Raw genomic sequence first — 21,105 nt, forward strand, 5'->3', positions numbered from 1 at the left:
CGCTGTTTTGGGTGCTGCTGATGTTTTGTCTGCATGCCCGCCGGCGTGCTTATTGCGCCGGACTCCTGCGCCAGCAGATTACCTCATGGGTATATTCCCAGTGCCTAATATTTAAATGGGTCTTGAAGCAATACAGCGTTAGGTATGTCGGATTTGACGTCTGGCGCGCATTGCTTGCGCCGTGCCATCTTGCTGCTGGTGCCGGTTTTGCAGCTGTGCATGCGCTTGATCGGGGTTGTCCCGAGATGCCTGGCCAGGCAGAAAAGGCAGCAAAAAGGGCTGCCAGCGGCAGCCCTGTTGTTGGTTTCCCGGCTTCATTCACCGAGGTAGGCGCTCTGGATGGCCGGATTCGCGAGCAGGGTTTTGGAGTCGTCGGCGACGGTGATTACTCCCGATTCCATCACATAGCCGCGATTGGCGGTTTCCAGCGCCAGTTTGGCATTCTGCTCGATCAGCAGCATGGTCACGCCTTCAGCAGCCACCATGCGGATGATTTCGAAGATCTTCTGCACGATGATCGGCGCCAGCCCCATGGACGGTTCGTCGAGCAGCAGCAGCTTGGGGCGGCTCATCAGCGCGCGGCCGATGGCCACCATCTGCTGCTCGCCACCGGACAGCGTGCCGGCCAGCTGCTTCATGCGCTCCTTCAGGCGCGGGAACAGGTCGTACACGCGCGCCATGTCGTGCGCGATGTCGGCCTTGTCGTTGCGGTAGTAGGCGCCCATCAGCAGGTTTTCCTCGACCGTCAGCCGCGAGAAAATCCCGCGACCTTCCGGCACCAGCACCAGGCCACGGCTGACAAAGTCATGCGCGGCGAGGCGGGAGGTATCCTGGCCGTCGAATTCGATGCTGCCGCCCGCCGGCTTGACCATGCCGACCAGCGTTTTCAGCGTGGTGGTCTTGCCGGCGCCGTTCGCGCCGATCAGCGCCACCAGCTCACCCTTGTTGATTTCGAGATTGATGCCCTTGACGGCATGAATGCCGCCATACGCCACTTTCAGGTCTTTCACGGAAAGCAGCGGCGAAGTATTTGTCGTCATGTGCTTTCTTCCTTATTCGTGGGCAACGCCCAGGTAGGCTTCGATGACCCGCGGATCGCGCTTCACATCCTGCGGCAGGCCCTCGGCGATCTTGCGGCCGTAGTCGAGCACGGCGATGCGGTCGCACAGGCCCATCATCAGCTTTACGTCGTGCTCGATCAGCAAGATGGTCACGCCGTCATTGCGGATCTTTTCCATCAGCGCCTTCAGGTCTTCGGTTTCCTTTGGATTCATGCCGGCTGCCGGCTCGTCCAGCGCCAGCAGCGTCGGGCGGGTTGCCAGTGCACGGGCGATTTCCAGGCGGCGCTGATCGCCATACGACAGGTTGCGCGCCAGCTCGCCGGCATGCCGGTCAATGCCGACATAGGCAAGCAGCTCGTGGGCGCGATCATGGATGGCCTTTTCCTCGGCACGCGCCTTCGGCGTGCGCAGGATGGCGCCCAGCACGCCGGTCAGGCTGCGGATGTGCTGGCCGACCATGACGTTCTCCAGTGCCGTCATGTTGGCGAAGAGGCGGATGTTCTGGAAGGTGCGGGCAATGCCGGCTTCGACCACCTTGTTCGGCTTCTGGCGAAAGAGATTGCGTCCGGCAAAGGTGAACTTGCCTTCGTCGGGTTGATACAGGCCGGTCAGCACGTTGAACAGCGTGGTCTTGCCGGCGCCGTTGGGGCCGATCAAGCCATAGATTTCGCCCTTGCGGATGGTCAGCCCGACGTCGTTGAGCGCGTGCAGGCCGCCAAAGCGTTTGTGGATGCCTTCAATGGCAAGCAGTACTTCACTCATGTTCGCGCTCCGCCTCGTCCAGGGTTGCGTCTTCCTGTTTGGTAATGCGCTTGGTCGCCGGGTGCAGTTCGTCCTTGCGGCGGCGCGACGGCCACAACCCCTCGGGGCGCAGCAGCATAATGATGATCATGGCCATGCCGAACAGCAGCATGCGCAGGTTTTCCGGGTCGACCACGCGCTTGCCCAGCAGCATGTCCTGCAGCGGGTTGACCACCTCGCGCAGCGCCTCGGGGGTGATGGACACGATGATGGCGCCCAGAATCACGCCGGGAATATGCCCCATGCCGCCCAATACCACCATGCACAGCACGAGGATGGATTCCATCAGGATGAAGGATTCCGGCGAAATGAAGCCCTGGAAGCTGGCGAACAGCGAACCGGAAACGCCACCGAAGCTCGCGCCCATCGCGAACGCCAGCAGCTTCACGTTGCGGGTGTTGATGCCCATGGCGGCCGCGGCGATTTCGTCCTCGCGGATCGCCACCCAGGCACGGCCGATGCGCGAGCGCTGCAGGCGGATCGACACGAAGATGATCAGCACGCAGAAGGCCAGGATCAGGTAGTAGTACTGATGCACCATGGGAATCTGCACACCGAGGATTTCCAGCGGCTTGCCGAACTCGTGGCCGAACAGTGACACGCGCTCAATATTGTTGATGCCCTGCGGACCGTTGGTGAGGTTGATCGGGCGATCCAGATTGTTCATGAAAATGCGGATGATCTCGCCAAAGCCCAGCGTCACGATGGCGAGGTAATCGCCGCGCAGCTTCAGTGTCGGGGCACCCAGCATCACGCCAAAACATCCGGCGACGACAGCGGCCACCAGCAGCATCACCAGCAGCGGCGGGTACATCATCCAGGCCGGCAGCAGCGCGGCAATCTGCGGCGAATTGAGCAGCGCGTACAGATAGGCGCCCACCGCATAGAAGGCGATGTAGCCGAGATCGAGCAGGCCGGCGTAGCCGACGACGATATTCAGCCCCAGCGCCAGCATGATGTAGAGCAGGGCGAAATCGACGGTGCGTACCCAGGAGTTGCCGCTGTCAAAGCCGGCGGAGAGCATGAAGGGCAGTACCAGCATGAAGGCGGTGAGCAGAATCAGCAGCAGCCTGGCATGCTGCCCCTGTTTGCCGACGCCGAACCAGCCGGCAATGGAATTGGCCATGGTCATGATGTCAATCCTTGGCGTTGAGGTTGTTTTTGCCACGACCCGAGCACAGCGAGGCTCCCTCGCGGCGGCGAGGGCGGGGGGAGTGGGGAGAGTCAGCAAGAACGGGCTGCAGCAATGCACCGCAGCGCGTTTGCGCACGGCTTGGCCGGGTGCTTGTGAAGGTTTGAATTCGCAAAGTAGGCACGATCGTTACGCCCGCTCCGCGACACGTTCACCAAGCAGGCCGCTCGGACGGAACAGCAGCACCAGGATCAGCACGGCGAAGGCAAAGATGTCCTTGTAGCTCGATGTCAGCACGCCGCCGGTGAGATCCGACAGATAACCCGCGCCCAGGCTCTCGATGATGCCCAGCAGCAAGCCGCCAACGACCGCGCCCGCCAGGTTGCCGATGCCGCCCAGCACGGCGGCGGTAAAGGCCTTCAGGCCGATCAGAAAGCCCATATAGGCATGCGCCTGGTCATAGTTGGCGGCGACCATCACGCCAGCCACCGCGCCCAGCGCCGAGCCCAGCACGAAGGTCAGCGAAATGATGGTGTTGGTATTCACCCCCATCAGGCGCGCTACATCAATGTTCAGTGCCGTGGCGCGCATGGCGCGGCCCAGCTTGGAGCGCTCGATCAGGAAAAACAGCGCCGCCATGATCAGGATGGCCAGCACGATGATGGCGACCTGCAGATTGGTGATCACTGCGCCGCCGATTTCGAAGGTCTTGATGTCGAGAATCGCCGGGAAGGGGCGGTAATTGCGGCCCCAGATCAGCGTGGCGAGCTGCTGCAGCACGATGGAGACGCCAATCGCCGTGATCAGCGGGGCCAGGCGCGGCGCATTGCGCAAGGGCCGGTAGGCGACGCGCTCGATGCCGTAACCCAGCGCCATCGACACCGGGATGGCCATGGCCAGGCCCAGCAGCAGGAGCGCAATGCCCGGCAGTGCCACATTGGCGCCCAGCAGCATGTTGATGCAGGTGATCGTTACCATGGCGCCGATCATCACGATTTCGCCGTGGGCGAAGTTGATCAGCTGCATGATGCCGTACACCATCGTGTAGCCCAGTGCGATCAGCGCATACACACTGCCGATCACCAGGCCATTGATCAGGTGTTGGAGGAGGTGGTCCACTTGTCAAAACCTCAAAGGAGGGAATCAGATTGCCGCAGATTATGCCGTAACAGTTACGCGACCATGCAAACATAACGTCTTCTGCTGTGCATAACACTTGCGAGTATCCCTTATGGCAGGCCGGCCGCCGCCATGCCGCAGCAGCTGACTGTAGCGGGGTCGGGAGGGACGGCCGCGCGAGGCTGCCCGGACTTTCGCTGGCAGACGTGACCAGAGTGGGGGACGCAGCGCGGAGGGCATCAGGCCGCACGGGCGCGGGATGGCTCAGCAGGGGATTGCTTAGGCTCTGTTGAGGTTTGATTAGTTTTTACGCAGCCCCGCCAGCTTGCCGGGGTGCGAAACAGCGCTACAGCAAGTACGAGTACTTGCGAGCATTGGTGACAAAGCCTCCGGCAAGAATGGCGGGGCTGCCCTGCGGGCGATGGGCTCTTTTGCCTCATTGCGGCGTTATTCGCCGCTGACAGTACTGGTACTGCGGCGCGACGAATGCCTTGCACTGAGGCAAAATAGCCCATCGCGTAAAAATTAATCAACCCTCAACAGAGCCTAGTAGGCATGGGGCTGGCCATGCAATTGCAGGCGCAAGCGGTCAAGCTCGAGCCGGTCGCGGCTTTGCTGGCGCTCCAGCTCGGCAATCCGGCGCTGCAGCCGACGGCGTTCGCCGTCATCGCTGGTGCGGGCCAGCCGGTCTTCCAGCTTGCGAACGTCATGGCGGGCGCCAAGCAGGCGGTTTTCCAGTGCATTGATGTCACGCAGCTGCAGATAACGGTCGCGGCCCTGCAGATAGGCCCGCAGAAATCCGGCCTGGCTGGCCGCCGGGCAGACATTGTGGTTGGTTTCACCGGCCAGCCCGGCCCGGTAGCCGCGCTCGGGCGTGCAATAGGCCTGCAGGCCGAGGTCGCGCCCGCGATGGTAGTCGGCCGCCACAGGCGTGATCCCCAGCTCCCGGCAGGCCTCGGCATATGCCTGCAACTGTACCGGCTTGCCGAGCTGACCATCACGCAGACCCAGTGCCTGCCAGTTTGCCTGCCGGCATTCGCGCTCGGACAACGCCGCACAGGCTGACAGCACACAGGGCAAGAGGAGGGCAAGCGGCAAGGATTTCATGGCGGACTCCAGGGCCAGTCTGCACACGGGCGGCATAGAGATTGCCGGACGCTGCAATGCCACGATAGGCGCGGGGTGCTGAACGGGCAGTGAACCCCGCGCGAATCGTCCTTCAGTCATGCGCTTGCCGCGGCAAACTTTGGTGCAGCGCAAAGCGGGCGTCATCCGGAATCGCTAAGCTGCTTCTCAATTACCCAGCCGAGGCCATGACCATGACCCGCAACCACCCCAAGCTTGATGAAGATCTGTATTACGAAGGCGTTCCCGATTACATGACCGAGGTCTACGACTGGGCCTATGTGGATCCGAAGCGGGTACGCCTGCTTGACCGCAACAGCGTGGTCAAAACCCTGCTGTTCACCAATGACCAGCGCCTGATGCAGTCCTATCTGGATGAAATCACTCCCGGCAGCCGGGTGTGGCAAGTGGCCCACGTGTATGGCGATCTGGTGGCGCGCGCGGCGGACAAGGTTGGTCCCGCCGGCGCCTTTCATCTGACCGACATCACGCCAATCCAGATCGAACATGGCAGCCGCAAGCTCGCCGCCAAGCCGTGGACGCGCGTGGTGCGTGCCGATGCGGCGCACTGGCAGGCCGAAGACCGGCCCTATGATCTGATCTGCAGTTTCTTCCTGCTGCACGAAGTGCCGGAAGACAAGAAATACCTGATCGTGAACAACATCCTCGACCAGTTGCCCAAGGGCGGCAAGGCGGTATTTGTCGATTATCACCGCCCGCATCCGCTGCAGCCGATAGGCTGGCTGCTGCGCGGCGTGAATGCCTGGCTGGAGCCGTTCGCCAAGGCGCTGTGGGATCGGGAAATCTGCACCTACGCCCGCAATCCGGCGGCATTTGCCTGGCAGAAGAAGACCTTCTTCGGCGGGGTTTACCAGCGCGTTGTCGTTACGCACGCCTGAGCTGCGGCCGCACAGGAAGTGCCTGCCCGAAATGACATACACCTAATGGGTATCCGCCTACAAGCTATGCCCCATATATAACAAAAAAGGATACCCTTGGGTATCCTTTTCTGCTTTATGGCTGCTCGGGCTTAGCCGAAGCGCGGGGTGCGCGGCTTGTTCTGGCTGAAGCTGCCCGGGCGACGCTCGCCGCCCTGACGATCCTGACGGGCTTCGCCGGCCGCACCGCGATTGCCGCCGCGGTCGTACTGGCTGCGCTCGCCGCCTTCACGACGCGGTGCACGCTCGCCTTCAAAGCGCTTGCCGTAGGCGTCGCCACGCGGGGCATCAGCGCGCGGGGCGCCATCGCGACGCGGTGCGCGCTCACCATCAAAACGCTTGGCGCCATCAAAGCGCGGCGCATCGCCGGTACGCGGCGGGCGGCCGCTGGAGAAACTGTCGCGACCTTCGGCGTGCGGCTTGCGGGTGTGGCTGTCATTGAAACCGCGGGTTTCGTGATGACGCGGGCCGCCTTCGCTGCGACGCGGCGCATCGCCAAACTCGCGGCGACGCTCGCCGGCATCGCTGCGCGTGCCGTCAAAGCGCACGCTGCCGTCAAAGGACTTGCCGCCGTCGAAACGGTTGCCGCCTTCATTGCGGCCATTGCCACCTTCGAAGCGACGGCCACCGCCGTTGCCTTCATAACGATTGCCTTCAAAGCGGCGACCGTTGCCGCCACCGTTGTTGTCGAAGCGGCGACCATTGCCGCCGCCTTGCGGGCGACCGCCACGACCACCGCCAGCCTTGCGTTGCTGCGGGCGGAAGTTGGCCTCCAGGCCTTCGACATTGAGTTCTTCAAAGTCGATCTTGTAGGTGCTGCGGATACGGATCAGCGGCACGGCATCGTTGCGGCCAATCAGCGAAATGGCCTGGCCGGTGCGACCGGCACGGCCGGTGCGGCCGATGCGGTGAATGTAATCTTCGGCGGCGCGCGGCAGATCGAAGTTGATCACCAGATCAATGCCGGCCACGTCGATGCCGCGGGCGGCCACGTCGGTGGCGACCAGTACATCGACTTCACCACGGCGCACGCGATCCAGCGTGCGGCGGCGGGCGGTTTGCGGCAGGTCGCCGTGCATGGCGGCGGCGCGGATGCCTTCGAGCTTCAGCCAGTCGGCAACCTGATCGGCGTCAGCCTTGGTGGCGGTGAACATCACCGCCTGCTGGGTGCTGTGGCTCTTCAGGAAGGAGGCGGCCAGCTTCAGCTTGTGGTCGTAACCGTCGGCGTAATGCAGCGCCTGGGCGATCGGCTCGCGTTCGGCCGGCGCCACGGTAATGCGTTGCGGATCGCGCAGGATGGGCGCGGCAAAGTCTTCGACCGAGGCGGAAATCGTGGCGGAGAACAGCGCATTCTGACGCTCTTCCGGCAGGGCGGCGGCGATGGCTTCGACCTCTTCGATAAAGCCCATGTCCAGCATGCGGTCGGCTTCGTCGAGGATGAAGGTTTCCAGGCGGCGGAAGTCGATGCGGCCGGAGGCCATCAGGTCCTGCAGGCGGCCCGGGGTGGCCACCAGCACTTCATAAGGCTGGGAAATCTGGCGGTTCTGCACCGGATACGGTACGCCGCCGACCACGCAGACGACCTTGCAGCGCGGAATCGGGCGGCAGAAGGAAATGGCAACCTTGGAGACCTGCTCGGCCAGCTCGCGGGTCGGGGTCAGCACCAGAATGCGCGGACCACGGCTATTGTTCTTGGCGGGCGACATCAGCTTCTGCAGCGCCGGCAGCAGGAAGGCTGCGGTCTTGCCGGTGCCGGTCTGAGCGGAAGCCAGCACGTCACGGCCTTCGAGCAGGGCCGGAATGGTTGCGGCCTGCACCGGGGTCGGCTGGGTGATGTCGTTGTCGGCCAGCATCTTGGCCAGCTTCGGGTCGAGGCCGAGAGCCAGGAAGCCGTTGGGGCTTGCATTGAGGCTGTCGGTAGCGGCGATGTCGGTGGCAATGATGGCGGCAGCAGAAGTCTCTGCCATGGCAGTATCTGCAATGGAATGCGTCATGGTGTGTCCTGAAAAGGATGGGTTGGCCCGCGCTTCACGAACGGCGGGAGATAAACATCGCGCCAACCACGTCACACCGCGCTAACTGCTTGCGGGAATAAGGTCAGGATCGATGCACAGGGTAACTGCTTGTGAGAAGCAAACAAGCCCGCGCAGCAGGCGGGCTTGGCATTACCGGAACGCATTATACCGGGTGTGGCGTTCTGCGCAACTCTTTTGCGAAATTATTGTACTTTGCCTGCTGTTGTGGTTGCCCGCAGGTAGTGGCGCAGGATGTCCTGCTCGACGCGGGCGCGCTGGCCCAGCGGCACGGGCAGCTGCAGATGCAGGGTGATGGTCTCGTGCTCATCCAGCGACAGGCGCACGCGCGGCGTGAGCGACGGGCTTTCCAGCGCGAAGCCCTGCTCAATGTCGCGACGATGGCGCTCGAGGTCCTCGGCATAGGCGGCCACGATGTCGCCGGCCGCCGCCAGCAGCACGGACTCGGCGGCTTCCCAGTCGGCGGCGCGCGGCAGTTCGATATGGATGGTCTGGATCACATAGCTGCCCAGCCGGGTTTCATTGAAGACCGGCTCGGACAGCAAGAGGCTGTTCGGAATCGTGAGCGTGCGCCCCACCGTGCCCTTGCCCTGACCGGCATGACTGGACTCCAGCAGCGTCGTCGCCAGCAGCCGGGTGTCGAGCACCAGCCCCTTCATGCCCTTGATCTCGATGCGGTCGCCCACCTGGAAGGCGTGCGTGCTGGTGCGATAGATCGAACCCAGCATGCACAGGATCAGCTCCTTGTGGGCGATCACGAAGGCGGCGGCAATCGCGACCATCGAGACCGCCAGCGTTTCGATCTGCTGCGCCCAGATCAGCGCGATACCCAGCAGGAAGACCAGCAGGGCGCTGTTGCGCACGGTGATCAGCCAGCGCCGCTTGGTGTCCGGACTCAGATCGTCGCGACGCAGGATGGCGTGCCGTACGCTGCTGCGCAGAATGAGCAGCAGCACGATGAAGATCAGCGTGGCGACCAGGTCCTGCAGGAGCGCCTTGTCGATGAAGGCGGGAAGGAATTTGCTGAGCATGGGGGTAAAGAAATTGAAATCCATGCCAGTTTAGTCGCAAACGCGGCGGCTGTGGTTCACCGGCCAGATGCAAAATGTGCAAAATTTACATCGTGGGGTATTGGGCCGCAGCCAAAATCTGGAAATGGCTGCAGGCCAATACCCTCACGCATGTACCTGATTATAGTCTTTCCTTCAGGAAGCAAGGTTTTCAGCGCCTGAGGCGCGGTGTTTTGATGCCGGGGGTGCCCGGCGGCACGTCAGGGGGCTTGTCTTGCCAAGCCCCCCGACACCCCCAAGGCGCGCCCGGTCAGCCGCCCCGCTGCGCGGGGTGCCTTGCGATGCTCGTTTTTCCGGGGGCGCGGGACAACTCGGCCCTGCGGGCCTCAAACACGTCCCGCGCCTGATCCCGGAAAACCTGCGCTTCTCAGCGGCTTTCAGGGCAGAGCGTGCTAATCAGCGCCTTTGTTGCTCAGGCTTCCTGAAGCAGAGACATAATCAGGAGCATGTATGTACTGATGGCTTTTGCCCGCTCAGTAATTCAGCAGCGCCACGGCAATTGCTAGCATCACCGCGCCGATCAGCCCGTCGAGAATGCGCCAGGCCAGCGGCTGCATGAACAGCGGCGCCAGCAGGCGCGCGCCGAAGCCCAGGCTGACAAACCACAGGATGGACGCCGTCCAGGCGCCGAGGATGAACAGCGGGCGCGCCTCGGGCGCCTGCTGGCCACCGATGCTGCCCACCAGCAGCACCGTATCGAGATACACATGCGGATTGAGCAGCGACAGGCTCAGCACGCTAAGGATGGCGGTGCGCCGGTCGATGGCTGGCGCCAGCCCGTGCTGCATGCTCTGGCTCGACAGTGCACTGCGCCAGGCACGCAGGCCATACCACAGCAAAAACGCCGCACCGCCCCAGCGCGCCAGGCCCAGCAGCAGCGGCGTATCTTCGATCAGCTTGCCCATTCCGGCCACGCCCAGCGCAATCAGCACGCAATCCAGCACGATGCAGATGGCAATGGTGAGCGGCACATGCTGGCGTGCCAGCCCCATGCGCAGTACATGCGCATTCTGGGCGCCGATGGCCATGATCAGGCTGGCGCACAGGCCCAGCCCCTGGAAGTAGACACTGGCAGACATGCAGGCAATCCGGGTGAAGTGACAATGCCGCCAGCTTGCCGCAATCCGCATTTCAGCCAAAGAATGGTTAAAATTATTTCGACAAGTTAAAAATTTTTTAATATGCACCCTGCCTGGCAAGGCGTTTCAGCACCTGACCAGCGTCAATGAAAGCGCCGTGCTGACCCGCGTGCCGCCCCGCCATGCTTGCCGGAGGCTTTGTCGCCAATGCTCGAAAATGCGCGCATTTCCCTGCGCTTGGTTTCGCGCCCCGGCAAGTTGGCGGGGCGGCGTCAAAACCAATCAAACCTCAACAGAATCTGATAATCCGAGCAAGGAATCGCCATGCAACTCGATCACCGGCAAACCGAAGCCTTTCTGGCGGTCATCGACAGCGGCAGTTTCGATGCCGCCGCCAGCCGCCTGCACCTGACGGCGGCAGCCGTGTCGCAGCGGGTGAGGGCGCTGGAAACCGGACTGGGAGCCACCCTGCTGGTGCGCGCGCGCCCCTGTCACGCCACGGCCGCCGGACAGAAACTGCTGCAATACCTGCGCCGCGCCCGCTTGCTGGAAGAAGACTTCCACGCCGAATTCAGCGGTGGCGAACAGGCCGCGCTGAGCATCGCCCTGGCGGTGAATGCCGACACACTGGGCACCTGGCTGCTGCCGGCACTCGCCCCCTTTCTGATTGCCGAGCGCGTACTCATCGACGTCACTGTCGACGATCAGGACCATACCTATGCCCTGCTGGCCGCCGGGCAGGCGCTGGCCTGCGTCAGCACGGAGCGCCAGGCCATGCGCGGCTGCGTGGCCGAACCGCTGGGCATCATGCGCTACCGCATGCTGGCGGCGCCGGAATACGCCCGCCGCTGCTTTCCCCACGGTTTTCGCCGCGAGGAAGCGCGTACGGCGCCAGTGATGGTCTTCAACCGCAAGGACGCCCTGCAGGCGGATTTTCTGCAGCGCCACTTCGGCCTGCCGCCCGGCAGCTACCCCTGTCACCATGTGCCGGCCACCGAACCCTTTCTGGCCGCCATCGCCCTGGGACTGGGCTATGGCATGGTTCCCGAATTGCAGGCCGGCCCGGAACTGGCCGCCGGCCGCGTGGTGGATCTGGCGCCGGACTGGCCGGTCGACGTCGCGCTGTACTGGCACCGCTGGAAAGTGCAGTCGCCGCGCCTTGAGCGCCTGTCGCGCCTGGCGGTGGCCAGTGCCCGCAGTGTGCTGCTGCCGGAGGCGGGGCAGGGCGGCGCGGCCTGAGCGCCGCACTGCCGGCGGTGCAACAGCCAGGACACAGCAAGGGGCGGCTTCCTGTTAAAATGCCGCGTCATTCCCTCTGCCCGCCGCCACGCATGCCACTCAATCTGCCCATCCTGCTTACCTGGCTGCGCGTCGCGCTGATTCCGATCTTTGTCGGCATTTTCTATCTGCCACACGACTTGCTGCCGCTGCACTCGCAAAACATGCTGGGCACGCTGGTGTTTGCGCTGGCCGCCGTCACCGACTGGTTCGACGGCTTTCTGGCGCGGCGCTGGAACCAGACTTCCAGCTTTGGCGCCTTCCTCGACCCGGTGGCCGACAAGCTGATGGTGGGCGCAGCGCTGATCCTGCTGGTCGAGCTGGCGCGTGCGCCGGCCTGGCTGGCCGTCATCATCATCGGCCGCGAGATCACCATTTCCGCGCTGCGCGAATGGATGGCGCAGATCGGCAAGTCCAAGAGCGTGGCGGTTGCCACCATCGGCAAGTTCAAGACCACCGCGCAGATGATTGCCATCCTCTTTCTGCTGTGGTGGGATGCGCTGCTGCCGGGCATCCCCACCCGCTGGATCGGCCTGGCCGCGCTCTATATCGCCGGCGTGCTGACGATTGTCTCGATGTTCTACTACCTGCGCGTGGCCGCCGAACAGTTCCGCGAACACGGCTAAGGCGCACACCCCGGCAAGTATGCGCCCACAACCCATCAGGCAAATAGCCCGCCAATACATACCCTGCGATTGTTCCAGCCCGCGCCGGGCAACAGGCAGGCGGATCGCCGGTCCCTGCCTGCGCGGCACTGCGGATAATCCGCTGAGCACCGCGACATGAGCCACACCACGCCACCGCGCGCTGCCTTGCTGGCCATTGCCGGCTTCTATTTCTGCTACTTCGCCTTCAATGGCCTGTTTTCGCCGTACTGGGGCCTGTATCTGGCCGCGCTGGCCTTTCCCGCCTGGCAGATCGGCATTCTCACCTCGCTGACACAGATCAACCGCATCTACGCCCCCACGATCTGGGGCTGGCTGGCCGACCGCAGCGGACGCCAGTCGCTGATTCTGCGCATCGCCGGTGTCGCCGCGCTGCTGGGCTTCACGGTGCTGCTGTTCAGCCGCGACTTCTGGCCGCTGTTCATCGGCGTGCTGCTGGCCAGCTTCTTCTGGAGCGCGGCTCTGCCGCTGGTCGAGGCCACGGCAATGAACCTGCTGCGCGGCGATGGCGGCGCCTATGCCCGGCTGCGCATCTGGGGCTCGATCGGTTTTGTGGTCGCCTCGGTCGTGGCGGGCTACCTGATCGAAGTGCTGGGGGTGGCCATGCTGCCCTGGGCCGTGATCAGCGTGATGAGCGGGCTGGCGGTGTACAGTTTTCTGGTGCCGCAGGGCGATGCCGGCGCCAGCGCGCGGGGGGAGGAAGCGGGCTTTGCCGACATCCTGCGCCGCAGCGAGGTGCAGGCCCTGCTGGCCACCTGTTTTCTGATGGCGCTGGCGCACGGCCCCTATTACAGCTTTTTCTCGATTTACGTCGCCGACCACGGCTGGAGCAAGAGCGCCATCGGCTGGCTGTGGACGCTGGGCGTGCTGGCCGAAATTGCCGTGTTCTGGCTGATGCCGCAACTGACCCGGCGCTTTGCACTGAAAAGCCTGCTGATCTTCGGCCTGCTGGTGGCGGCCTTGCGCTTTGTGCTGATTGCCTGGGGAGTCAGCCACCCGGCCTTGCTGCTACTGGCCCAGCTGGGCCACGGCTTTACCTTCGGCTGCCACCATGCGGTCAGCATGGCCTATATCCACAAGCATTTTCAGGGCAGGCACCAGGCCAAGGGCCAGGCGCTCAATATTGCCTTTTCATTTGGTCTTGGCGGCAGCGCCGGCGGCATGCTGGCCGGCTGGGTCTGGCCGGACTGGGGCGGGGAGTGGGTGTTTGCCGCAGCGGCCCTCACCGCCGGCCTGGGCGCACTGATCGCCTGGCTGGGCATGGGGCGGCGGGAGGCTCGCTGAGTCTGTCCGGTCGATGCCTGCCGGGGTGACCTGGCCGGCGCGCGTTCCCTCAGATCGGAATCCCGATGGCCTCGATGACGCGCAGGTTCAGCTGCTGGCCGATGTCGCGGCTCAGCTCGCCCAGCAGCTCTTCGTCGACCTGTACCGGAAAGTAGTCCAGTTTTTTGCCGGTGGCGCTCATGTGCCAGTCACCGTCGCGGCCGATCACCCGCAGTTCGGCGTGGCAGGCCGGGCACCAGGCGCGGTCGCCCGAGCGCGAGCGGCGTGTCACGCTGACGGTCGGGCCACAGGTCGGGCAGTTCTGCAAGGGAATGCCGGGTTCGCTGTGGCCGACGATATGGTGCAGGCGGCCGCTGCGCCCCAGCGCAATCAAGCGCTCGCCCCAGTCCGCGTCGAACTGCGTCCCCAGGTTTTCGCGAATCTGCTGCAGAGCCCTGTCGATGGGCATGCCCTTGCGGTAGGGACGGTTGGAGGTCATCGCGTCAAAGGCGTCGGCCAGGGCGACGATGCGCGCATCCAGCGGAATGGCCTCGTCAACCAGGCGATAAGGATAGCCGCGCCCGTCCGGGCGCTCGTGGTGCATGGCGATGCTGCTGCGGATCAGCGGCGCCAGCGGGTGCTGGACGATCATTTTCTCGCCCACCGACGGGTGGCTTTGCATGATGGCGTATTCCCCGTCGCTCAGCGGCCCGGTCTTGTTGAGAATGGCGTCGGGGACGGCAACCTTGCCAAAATCGTGCAGAAAGCCGCCCAGCGCCAGGCGCGCGACATCATGGCCGTCCAGCCCGGCATCTTCGGCGAGCAGTCGGGAAAACTGCGCGACGCGCCAGAGATGACCGCCGGTGTAGGCATCGCGAGCTTCGACGAGCAGGGCAACGGTGTGCAGGCTTTTCAGCAGGTGAGCGAGCAGGGCGGACATGGGCATTTCCGGTAGCGGATCATGCACTTACCTTAGCAGGCTGGCGGCCGGCTGCCCGTGCTGCAAGGCCCCTGGCCGGCGCACCCTTGTCACCGAGGTGATGCAGAGTAACACCATCACAGGGTATTGCCCCGCAGCCCTTTGCAGCAATTGGCTACAGGGCAATACCCATGATTATTTCTGCTGCAACTCCGTCAGCAGCTCCTTGACGCGTACCGTGCGCAGCGGAGGCTCCGGCCAGTTGCCGTCGATGCGCAGACGGTCGGGCGGCAGCATCTTGTAATGCTTCTTGCTTTGCACCAGCTGGATGATGCGGAAGGGCTCGATGACGGTGTTCTGCGCAAAGGTCAGCACAATGGCCGTATCGGCCGCGTCGATCTTCTGGATGCCCAGCGGTTTGGCCAGCATTCTGAGTTTGTGGCAATCGAGCAGCACGCGCGCGGCGTCGGGCAAGAGGCCGAAGCGGTCGATCAGTTCCTGCGTCAGTTCATCCAGTTCATCGGCCGTTTCGCAGTTGGCGAGCCGCTTGTAGAGGCTCAGGCGCTCGTGCACGTCCGGGCAGTAATCATCGGGCAAGAGCGCCGGCGCGTGCAGATTGATCTCGGTTGTCACGCCCAGCGGTTGCGACAGATCGGGCTCCTTGCCGGCTTTCAGCGCCTTCACAGCTTCCTTGAGCATCTGCGAGTAGAGCGCAAAGCCGATTTCCTGCATCTCGCCCGACTGCGAATCGCCGAGCACCTCGCCGGCGCCGCGGATTTCCAGATCATGCATGGCCAGATAGAAACCGGAACCGAGGTCTTCCATCTGCTGGATCGCTTCCAGGCGCTTTTTTGCATCGCCCGACAGGCCTTCCACATCGGGAACCAGCAGGTAGGCATAGGCCTGGTGGTGGCTGCGCCCGACGCGACCGCGCATCTGGTGCAATTGCGCGAGGCCGAACTTGTCGGCGCGGTTCATGACGATGGTATTGGCGTTGGGAATGTCGATGCCGGTTTCGATGATGGTCGTGCACAGCAGCACATTGAAGCGCTGCGCCGAGAAATCGCGCATCACATGCTCAAGCTCTCTTTCCCGCATCTGGCCATGGGCAATGCCGATGCGCGCCTCGGGCAAGAGCGCGGCGAGTTTTTCGCGCATATTGTCGATGGTGTCGACCTCGTTATGCAGGAAGAACACCTGGCCGCCACGCTTCAGTTCACGCAGGCAAGCCTCGCGGATGATGCCGTCCGAGAACTTGGCGACAAAGGTTTTGACTGAGAGGCGTTTCGAGGGCGCGGTGGCGATCACCGAGAAATCGCGGATGCCTTCCAGGCTCATCGCCAGCGTACGCGGAATCGGCGTCGCGGTGAGCGTGAGCACGTCGACATTCGCGCGCAGCGCCTTCAATTGTTCCTTCTGGCGCACGCCAAAGCGGTGCTCCTCGTCGATGATGACCAGGCCCAGATTCTTGAATACCACGTCCGGCTGCACCAGCTTGTGCGTGCCGATGACGATGTCGACCGTGCCTTCCGCCAGCCCCTTGATCGCGGCGGCGGTTTCCTTGCCCGAGCGGAAGCGGCTGAGCTCGGATATCTTGATCGGCCAATCGGCAAAGCGGTCGCTGAAGGTCTGGAAATGCTGCTCGGCCAGCAGGGTGGTCGGCACCAGCACGGCGACCTGCTTGCCGCCGGCCACCGCGGCAAAGGCCGCACGCAGCGCGACCTCGGTTTTGCCAAAGCCCACGTCGCCGCAGACGAGTCGATCCATCGGTTTGCCAATGCGCATGTCGACCAGCACCGCTTCGATGGCGGCGGCCTGGTCGGCCGTTTCCTCGAAGCCGAACCCCGCGGCAAACGCTTCGTAATCGCGGTGCGTCCAATCGAAGGCATGGCCTTCGCGCGCGGCGCGGCGGGCGTAGAGATTCAGCAATTCGGCCGCCGTGTCGCGCACCTGCTCGGCGGCGCGGCGCTTGGCCTTGTCCCAGGAGCCACTGCCCAGCTTGTGCATCGGCGCGGCATCGCCGGCGGCGCCGGAATAGCGGCTGATGACGTGCAGCTGGCTGACGGGCACATAGAGCTTGTCGCCACCGGAGTATTCCAGCAGCAACAGCTCGGTCGGTCCGTCGCCCAAATCCATGCTGATCAGACCCTGATAGCGGCCGATGCCGTGCGCCTCGTGCACGACCGCGTCGCCGACCTTCAGCTCGGTCAGGTCGCGCAGCATCGCATCGGTATTGCTGCGTTTCTGCTGGCGACGGTTGCGGCCGTTGGCGGCGCTGGCGTAGAGATTGGCCTCGGTGACAAAGGCCACGCGATCGGCGCTGCGGATAAACCCCTGCACCAGCGGGCTGGCGACCAGCAGCACCGGGTCGCGCAGTGTTGCCACCTGTTGCCAGGTTTCCGCCAGCACGACCTTGATGCCATATTCGGCCAAGTATTGCGCCATGGTTTCGCGCCGCCCCAGGCTCTCGGCGCAGATCACCGCGCGGCCTGGGTGGCTGGCGAGGAAGTTCTGCAACTTGGCCAGCGGATTCTCCGCGCGACGGTCGACGTCAAGCGGCGGCAGGCTCTGGTAGGCGGGCTCGGTCGTCGCGTCGGAAATGCTGCCAATCTCGATGCGTCGCCAGGCCTTGGCGGCACCGGCAAAGGCATCGGGCATCAGAAAAAGTTCGCGCGGCGCCAGCACCGGCCGCTCGGGGTCGGCCACCGACAGCTTGTGGCGCTCCTGCACGTCCAGCCAGAACTGTGCGGCAGCGTCGTGGATGGCGCCATGCATGACCAGCAGCGCCTGCGCCGGCAGATAGTCAAAGAGCGTCGCCGCGCCGTCGAAAAACAGCGGCAGGTAGTATTCGATGCCGGCGGGAATCAGCCCGTTGCTGACATCCTTGTAGAGCCGGCTCTTGCTCGGATCACCCTCGAACACCTCGCGGAAACGCTGGCGGAACTTGCTGCGGCCCGCGTCGTCGGTGGGGAACTCGCGCGCGGGCAGCAGGCGGATTTCCGGCACCGGATACAGGCTGCGCTGCGTATCGACGTCAAAGGTGCGGATCGATTCAATCTCGTCGTCAAAGAGGTCGAGGCGGAACGGCAGCGTCGAGCCCATGGGAAAGAGGTCGATCAGGCCGCCGCGGATCGAAAACTCGCCCTGGCCATAAACCTGCGTGACATGGCTATAGCCGGAAAACACCAGGTCGCCGCGCAGCTTTTCCGGATCGAGCTTCTGGCCCTTCTGGATAAAGAAGCTATGCCCCGTGATGTATTCGACGGGAGCCAAGAGCCCCATTGCCGTCTGGACGGATACCAGCAGGATATCGACCTGACCATTGCGCAGCTGCCACAGCGCGGCAAGACGCTCGGACACCAGCTCCTGATGCGGGCTGAAATGGTCGTAGGGCAGGGTTTCCCAGTCCGGCAGCAGGGCGACCGCCTGCCCGGGCAAAAGCCAGGCCAGCTCGTCCTTCAGGCGCAGCGCATCCTGGGCCTGGGCGCAAAAGACGATCAGCGGGCTGGCCTGGGCGGCCAGCGCGGCCAGTTCAAGGGCATCGGCCGAACCGGGCGGCTGCGCCACGCGCAGTCGTTCGCCGGGCTTGGGCAGGGCGGGCAGGGTCATGTGTAGTGCCGGTGATGCAAAAAAGGGAGCAATTATAGCCCAGCGCCCGCCACCGCTCGGAAGCAATTGATTTTTTGGGGCGTTTGCCGAATCATTGCCCTTGCCCGTTGCCGACGGGCGGGGGGAGAGAAAAACGATCATGACCGAAACGGCTTCCGACCGTGTGCGCCATTATTTAGTGTCTGGCATTTTCATTACGGGTATGGTTCTGCTGCATTTGTACGGCGGAGCCTATGGGGCAATACCCTGTTACGGTATCTTGCTGTCCTGTAGCGTGCCGGTGCTTGCCACCGGCCGACTGCGCAGCAAGCTGCTGGTGCTCGCCGGCCTGCTTGGCTTTTTCCTGCTGAATTTCCCCGTCCTGCCGGCCTTGCTGCTGGCGGCTGTGTTCTTCACCTGTGGCATCTGGGTGGCGGCGGCATTGCCCAACCGGCTGCGCACCTTCCACCTGCCCGATGTGCGCCAGTTGCTCATCCGTGGCGTGCTGGCGTCTTCGCTGCTCGTGTCGCTGCTGGTCACCGTGCTGGTGCGCGATGCCGGCAGCAACCTGCTGGACTGGTCACAGGCCACGCTGATCAATATGGCGGCGACCAGCCTGGCCATGCTGCTGCTCTTGCCCTTGCTGCACTCATGGGAGCGCCGCCGCTGGCGCTGGTCTTCGGCGGGCGAGCTGCTGCTGCAGGCGGCCTTGGCGGCCACCGCCTGCGCGCTGGCTGCGCGCGATGGCCAGACGCTGCCGGGCCTGCTGTTTCTGGTCTTCCCGCTGATGATCTGGGCAACGCAGCACCGGCTCTATCCCGGGTTTCTGGCCGTGGGCTTCGCCGCGACACTGGCCACCCTGCTGGCACTGACGCACAGCGTCCATGCTCCCGGCGCCTGGGACTGGCTGGGCCACCTGCTGTTCCTGAATGCGCTGCTGGCCACCGGCTTTTTGCTGGCGGCCTCGGGCAGCGATGAGCTGGACATGTCGCGCGCACTGCTCAAGGAGCAGCAAAAGCTGGCGCGCCTGCTCGACGATGTGCCGACCTACATCTTCATCGAAGACCTGCAAGGGCGTTTCACCTATGTCAACCGCGCCTTTGCCGCGCTGACCGGGCACGCAGCCGAGGCACTGATCGGTCAGCCCGCCAGCAGCTTCTGCGACTCGCTGAGCCAGCCGGGGCACCAGCCCGTGGTCGGGCCGCAACCCTTTGAATGGCAGGTGGTAGGCGCCACCGGCGAGCATGTGCTGCTGGGCAGCTGCTTTGCATTGAGCGACAGCCAGGGCGAAGTCTACGGTCGCGGCTTTGCCGCCTCGGACATCAGCGAGCGGGTGCTGGCCGACGAGCAGGCGCGCCTTACCGCCAAGGTGTTCGACAATGCTTCGGAAGGCATCCTGATCACCGATGGCGCCGGGGTGATCATTGCCGTGAACGCGGCCTTCTGCCAGATCACCGGCTATGGCGCCGCCGAGGTAATCGGTCGCCGCTCGCGCATGTTCGTGCCACAGGCTTCGGGCCAGAATGCCGAATTGCAGCAGACGCTGCAGCAGGGCGGGCAATGGCAGGGCGAAATGATGGATCGTCGCCGCAACGGCGAGCGCTATCCGGCCTGGCTCTCGATCAGCGCCGTGCGCGGCAATGACGGGCGCGTCACGCACTGCGTGGGCGTGTTCAGCGACATCACGGCGCGCAAGCAAAGTGAAGCGCGCCTGCATTACCTGGCCAATCATGACACACTGACCGGCCTCTTGAATCGCGCCGGTCTGCAGGAACAGCTGCGCCGCCATATCGGCCAGAGCCAGGCAAGCCATCAGCCGCTGGCACTGCTGTTCATCGATCTGGACCGCTTCAAGGGTGTGAACGACAGCTATGGGCATGCGCTTGGCGACGCACTGCTGCAGCAGGTGGCGGGACGCCTGCGCACCAGCCTGAAGGATGAGGACCTGATCGCCCGCCTGGGCGGTGATGAATTCACCGTGGTGCTTGATGACGCGCCGTGCCACGCCACGCTGGCGACGATTGCCGATTGCCTGGTCGACGAACTGGCCCGCCCTTACCGAGTGGAGGGGCACGAGCTTTATCTGACCTGCAGCATCGGCGTCAGCCGCTATCCGGACGACGCCGACGATGCGCAAAGCCTGCTGCGCACCGCCGACATCGCCATGTATCGGGCCAAGGAGCTGGGCAAGAACAATTACCAGTTCTACGCCAGCGAACTCAATACCCGCGTGAGCGAGCGCATGAAACTTGAGGGCGAAATGCGCCGGGCGCTGCGCGAGCGCCAATTCCAGCTGCATTACCAGCCGCAGTACAGTCTGAGCACTCAGGAGCTGATCGGCGTGGAAGCATTGCTGCGCTGGCATTCGCCCAGCCGCGGCCCGGTAAGCCCGGCAGATTTCATTCCAGCCGCCGAAGAGTCGGGGCTGATCATCCCCCTGGGCGAATGGATTTTGCGCACGGCCTGCCTGCAGATGCGCAGCTGGCTTGACGAGAACGTGGACATCCCTGTGGTGGCGGTGAATCTGTCACCCCGCCAGTTCGTGATGCACAAGCTGGTCGATATGGTGCGCAAGGCTCTGGACGAGGCCCGCATTCCGGCTCAGCGCCTCGAGCTGGAAATCACCGAGGGCATGATCATGCAAAACCCGGAAGAAGCCGTGGCCATCCTGCGCGATTTGCGTGCCATGGGGGTCAAGGTGTCGATCGACGATTTCGGCACCGGCTATTCCTCGCTGTCCAATCTGCGCAATTTCCCGCTGGATGCGCTGAAGATTGACCGCTCCTTCATCTGCAACCTGCCGCATGACGATGACAATGCCGCGATAACGGCAGCCATTGTTGCGCTGGCGCGGAAATTGCGGCTGACGGTGGTGGCGGAAGGAGTAGAATCCGCAGCCCAGGCCGATTATCTGGGCAGCCTGGGTTGCCACGTTGCCCAGGGCTTTCATTACAGTCCGGCGCTTTCTGGCACACAACTGCCCCAGCAGCTGAGCAGGGACGCACAGCTGGCACTGGCCTGCTGAGTGTGGCCA

15 protein-coding genes and 1 pseudogene are annotated in these 21,105 nt (G+C 63.8%); 5 read left to right on the forward strand and 11 right to left on the reverse strand.

All coding sequences use genetic code 11. The features are described from left to right. Nucleotides 1-314: 314 nt before the first annotated feature. The 6 genes and pseudogenes from C515_RS0104540 to C515_RS22285 all read right to left on the reverse strand — a co-directional run bounded on the left by C515_RS0104540 (nt 315) and on the right by C515_RS22285 (nt 5,220). On the reverse strand, nt 315-1,040 hold the full coding sequence (locus C515_RS0104540; RefSeq protein ID WP_028454575.1) for an ABC transporter ATP-binding protein: 726 nt from the start codon (nt 1,038-1,040) through the stop codon (nt 315-317). A gap of 12 nt (nt 1,041-1,052) precedes the next feature. After that, the gene (locus tag C515_RS24985; protein ID WP_444541987.1) at nt 1,053-1,274 is read right to left on the reverse strand and encodes an ABC transporter ATP-binding protein C-terminal domain-containing protein; all 222 of its coding nucleotides are present in this window, start codon (nt 1,272-1,274) and stop codon (nt 1,053-1,055) included. Nucleotides 1,275-1,292: 18 nt separating this feature from the next. Beyond that, a pseudogene (locus C515_RS0104545) lies at nt 1,293-1,823 on the reverse strand (ABC transporter ATP-binding protein); the annotation flags it as partial. After that, a complete protein-coding gene (locus tag C515_RS19485; RefSeq protein ID WP_144290352.1) occupies nt 1,816-2,988 on the reverse strand; it encodes an ABC transporter permease subunit in 1,173 nt (390 codons plus the stop codon). The gene C515_RS19485 and the pseudogene C515_RS0104545, both read right to left, overlap by 8 nt. A gap of 195 nt (nt 2,989-3,183) precedes the next feature. Continuing rightward, on the reverse strand, nt 3,184-4,113 hold the full coding sequence (locus C515_RS0104555; protein WP_028454577.1) for a branched-chain amino acid ABC transporter permease: 930 nt from the start codon (nt 4,111-4,113) through the stop codon (nt 3,184-3,186). 546 nt (nt 4,114-4,659) lie between these two features. After that, nucleotides 4,660-5,220, reverse strand: a complete 561-nt coding sequence (locus tag C515_RS22285; protein WP_051304626.1) for a DUF2799 domain-containing protein — start codon at nt 5,218-5,220, stop codon at nt 4,660-4,662. Between the two features lie 206 nt (nt 5,221-5,426). On the opposite strand from C515_RS22285, the gene rquA reads away from it, so the two are divergent. Further along, nucleotides 5,427-6,137 carry a rhodoquinone biosynthesis methyltransferase RquA gene (gene rquA / locus C515_RS0104565; RefSeq protein WP_245574985.1) on the forward strand — a complete coding sequence of 237 codons (711 nt, stop codon included), beginning with the start codon at nt 5,427-5,429 and terminating at the stop codon, nt 6,135-6,137. Nucleotides 6,138-6,268: 131 nt separating this feature from the next. On the opposite strand, the gene C515_RS0104570 is transcribed toward rquA, so the two are convergent. The 3 genes from C515_RS0104570 to C515_RS0104580 form a co-directional block, all read right to left on the reverse strand. Next, on the reverse strand, nt 6,269-8,170 hold the full coding sequence (locus C515_RS0104570) for a DEAD/DEAH box helicase (RefSeq protein ID WP_051304627.1): 1,902 nt from the start codon (nt 8,168-8,170) through the stop codon (nt 6,269-6,271). A 224-nt stretch (nt 8,171-8,394) separates the two neighbouring features. Continuing rightward, nucleotides 8,395-9,264, reverse strand: coding sequence for a mechanosensitive ion channel family protein (locus C515_RS19495; RefSeq protein WP_051304628.1), 870 nt, complete (start codon nt 9,262-9,264; stop codon nt 8,395-8,397). Between the two features lie 488 nt (nt 9,265-9,752). Further along, on the reverse strand, nt 9,753-10,358 hold the full coding sequence (locus C515_RS0104580; RefSeq protein WP_028454580.1) for a LysE/ArgO family amino acid transporter: 606 nt from the start codon (nt 10,356-10,358) through the stop codon (nt 9,753-9,755). A gap of 324 nt (nt 10,359-10,682) precedes the next feature. Between C515_RS0104580 and argP the strand changes: the two genes are divergently transcribed. From argP to C515_RS0104595, 3 genes are all read left to right on the forward strand, one after another. Next, on the forward strand, nt 10,683-11,597 hold the full coding sequence (argP, locus tag C515_RS0104585; RefSeq protein WP_028454581.1) for an HTH-type transcriptional regulator ArgP: 915 nt from the start codon (nt 10,683-10,685) through the stop codon (nt 11,595-11,597). A gap of 92 nt (nt 11,598-11,689) precedes the next feature. Further along, entirely contained in the window at nt 11,690-12,262 is a 573-nt protein-coding gene (pgsA, locus tag C515_RS0104590; RefSeq protein ID WP_028454582.1) for a CDP-diacylglycerol--glycerol-3-phosphate 3-phosphatidyltransferase, read from the forward strand. A gap of 156 nt (nt 12,263-12,418) precedes the next feature. Beyond that, nucleotides 12,419-13,585: an MFS transporter gene (locus tag C515_RS0104595; protein ID WP_051304629.1), complete on the forward strand. Its 1,167-nt coding sequence runs from the start codon at nt 12,419-12,421 to the stop codon at nt 13,583-13,585. A 49-nt stretch (nt 13,586-13,634) separates the two neighbouring features. Here the strand turns inward: C515_RS0104595 and C515_RS19500 are convergent, their stop codons facing one another. Both C515_RS19500 and mfd read right to left on the reverse strand, forming a co-directional pair. After that, the gene (locus tag C515_RS19500; protein ID WP_051304630.1) at nt 13,635-14,504 is read right to left on the reverse strand and encodes an HD-GYP domain-containing protein; all 870 of its coding nucleotides are present in this window, start codon (nt 14,502-14,504) and stop codon (nt 13,635-13,637) included. A 174-nt stretch (nt 14,505-14,678) separates the two neighbouring features. Beyond that, nucleotides 14,679-18,092, reverse strand: a complete 3,414-nt coding sequence (gene mfd / locus C515_RS0104605; RefSeq protein WP_028454584.1) for a transcription-repair coupling factor — start codon at nt 18,090-18,092, stop codon at nt 14,679-14,681. Between the two features lie 259 nt (nt 18,093-18,351). Here mfd and C515_RS19505 point away from each other — a divergent pair, with 259 nt between their 5' ends. Then, complete coding sequence (locus C515_RS19505) at nt 18,352-21,096, forward strand: putative bifunctional diguanylate cyclase/phosphodiesterase (RefSeq protein WP_158380772.1); 2,745 nt, start codon at nt 18,352-18,354, stop codon at nt 21,094-21,096. The last annotated feature ends 9 nt before the right edge of the window (nt 21,097-21,105 follow it).

The sequence above is a fragment of the Chitinilyticum litopenaei DSM 21440 genome (assembly GCF_000428145.1).
Classification (GTDB): Bacteria; Pseudomonadota; Gammaproteobacteria; order Burkholderiales; family Chitinibacteraceae; genus Chitinilyticum; species Chitinilyticum litopenaei.

What these genes read in the sequence shown, in the direction of transcription:
- C515_RS0104540 (WP_028454575.1), bottom strand. Translation starts at nt 1,040, where the DNA reads ATGACGACAAATACTTCGCCGCTGCTTTCCGTGAAAGACCTGAAAGTG.
- C515_RS24985 (WP_444541987.1), bottom strand. Translation starts at nt 1,274, where the DNA reads ATGAATCCAAAGGAAACCGAAGACCTGAAGGCGCTGATGGAAAAGATC.
- C515_RS19485 (WP_144290352.1), bottom strand. Translation starts at nt 2,988, where the DNA reads ATGGCCAATTCCATTGCCGGCTGGTTCGGCGTCGGCAAACAGGGGCAG.
- C515_RS22285 (WP_051304626.1), bottom strand. Translation starts at nt 5,220, where the DNA reads ATGAAATCCTTGCCGCTTGCCCTCCTCTTGCCCTGTGTGCTGTCAGCC.
- rquA (WP_245574985.1), top strand. Translation starts at nt 5,427, where the DNA reads ATGACCATGACCCGCAACCACCCCAAGCTTGATGAAGATCTGTATTAC.
- C515_RS0104570 (WP_051304627.1), bottom strand. Translation starts at nt 8,170, where the DNA reads ATGACGCATTCCATTGCAGATACTGCCATGGCAGAGACTTCTGCTGCC.
- C515_RS19495 (WP_051304628.1), bottom strand. Translation starts at nt 9,264, where the DNA reads ATGGATTTCAATTTCTTTACCCCCATGCTCAGCAAATTCCTTCCCGCC.
- C515_RS0104580 (WP_028454580.1), bottom strand. Translation starts at nt 10,358, where the DNA reads ATGTCTGCCAGTGTCTACTTCCAGGGGCTGGGCCTGTGCGCCAGCCTG.
- argP (WP_028454581.1), top strand. Translation starts at nt 10,683, where the DNA reads ATGCAACTCGATCACCGGCAAACCGAAGCCTTTCTGGCGGTCATCGAC.
- pgsA (WP_028454582.1), top strand. Translation starts at nt 11,690, where the DNA reads ATGCCACTCAATCTGCCCATCCTGCTTACCTGGCTGCGCGTCGCGCTG.
- C515_RS0104595 (WP_051304629.1), top strand. Translation starts at nt 12,419, where the DNA reads ATGAGCCACACCACGCCACCGCGCGCTGCCTTGCTGGCCATTGCCGGC.
- C515_RS19500 (WP_051304630.1), bottom strand. Translation starts at nt 14,504, where the DNA reads ATGTCCGCCCTGCTCGCTCACCTGCTGAAAAGCCTGCACACCGTTGCC.
- mfd (WP_028454584.1), bottom strand. Translation starts at nt 18,092, where the DNA reads ATGACCCTGCCCGCCCTGCCCAAGCCCGGCGAACGACTGCGCGTGGCG.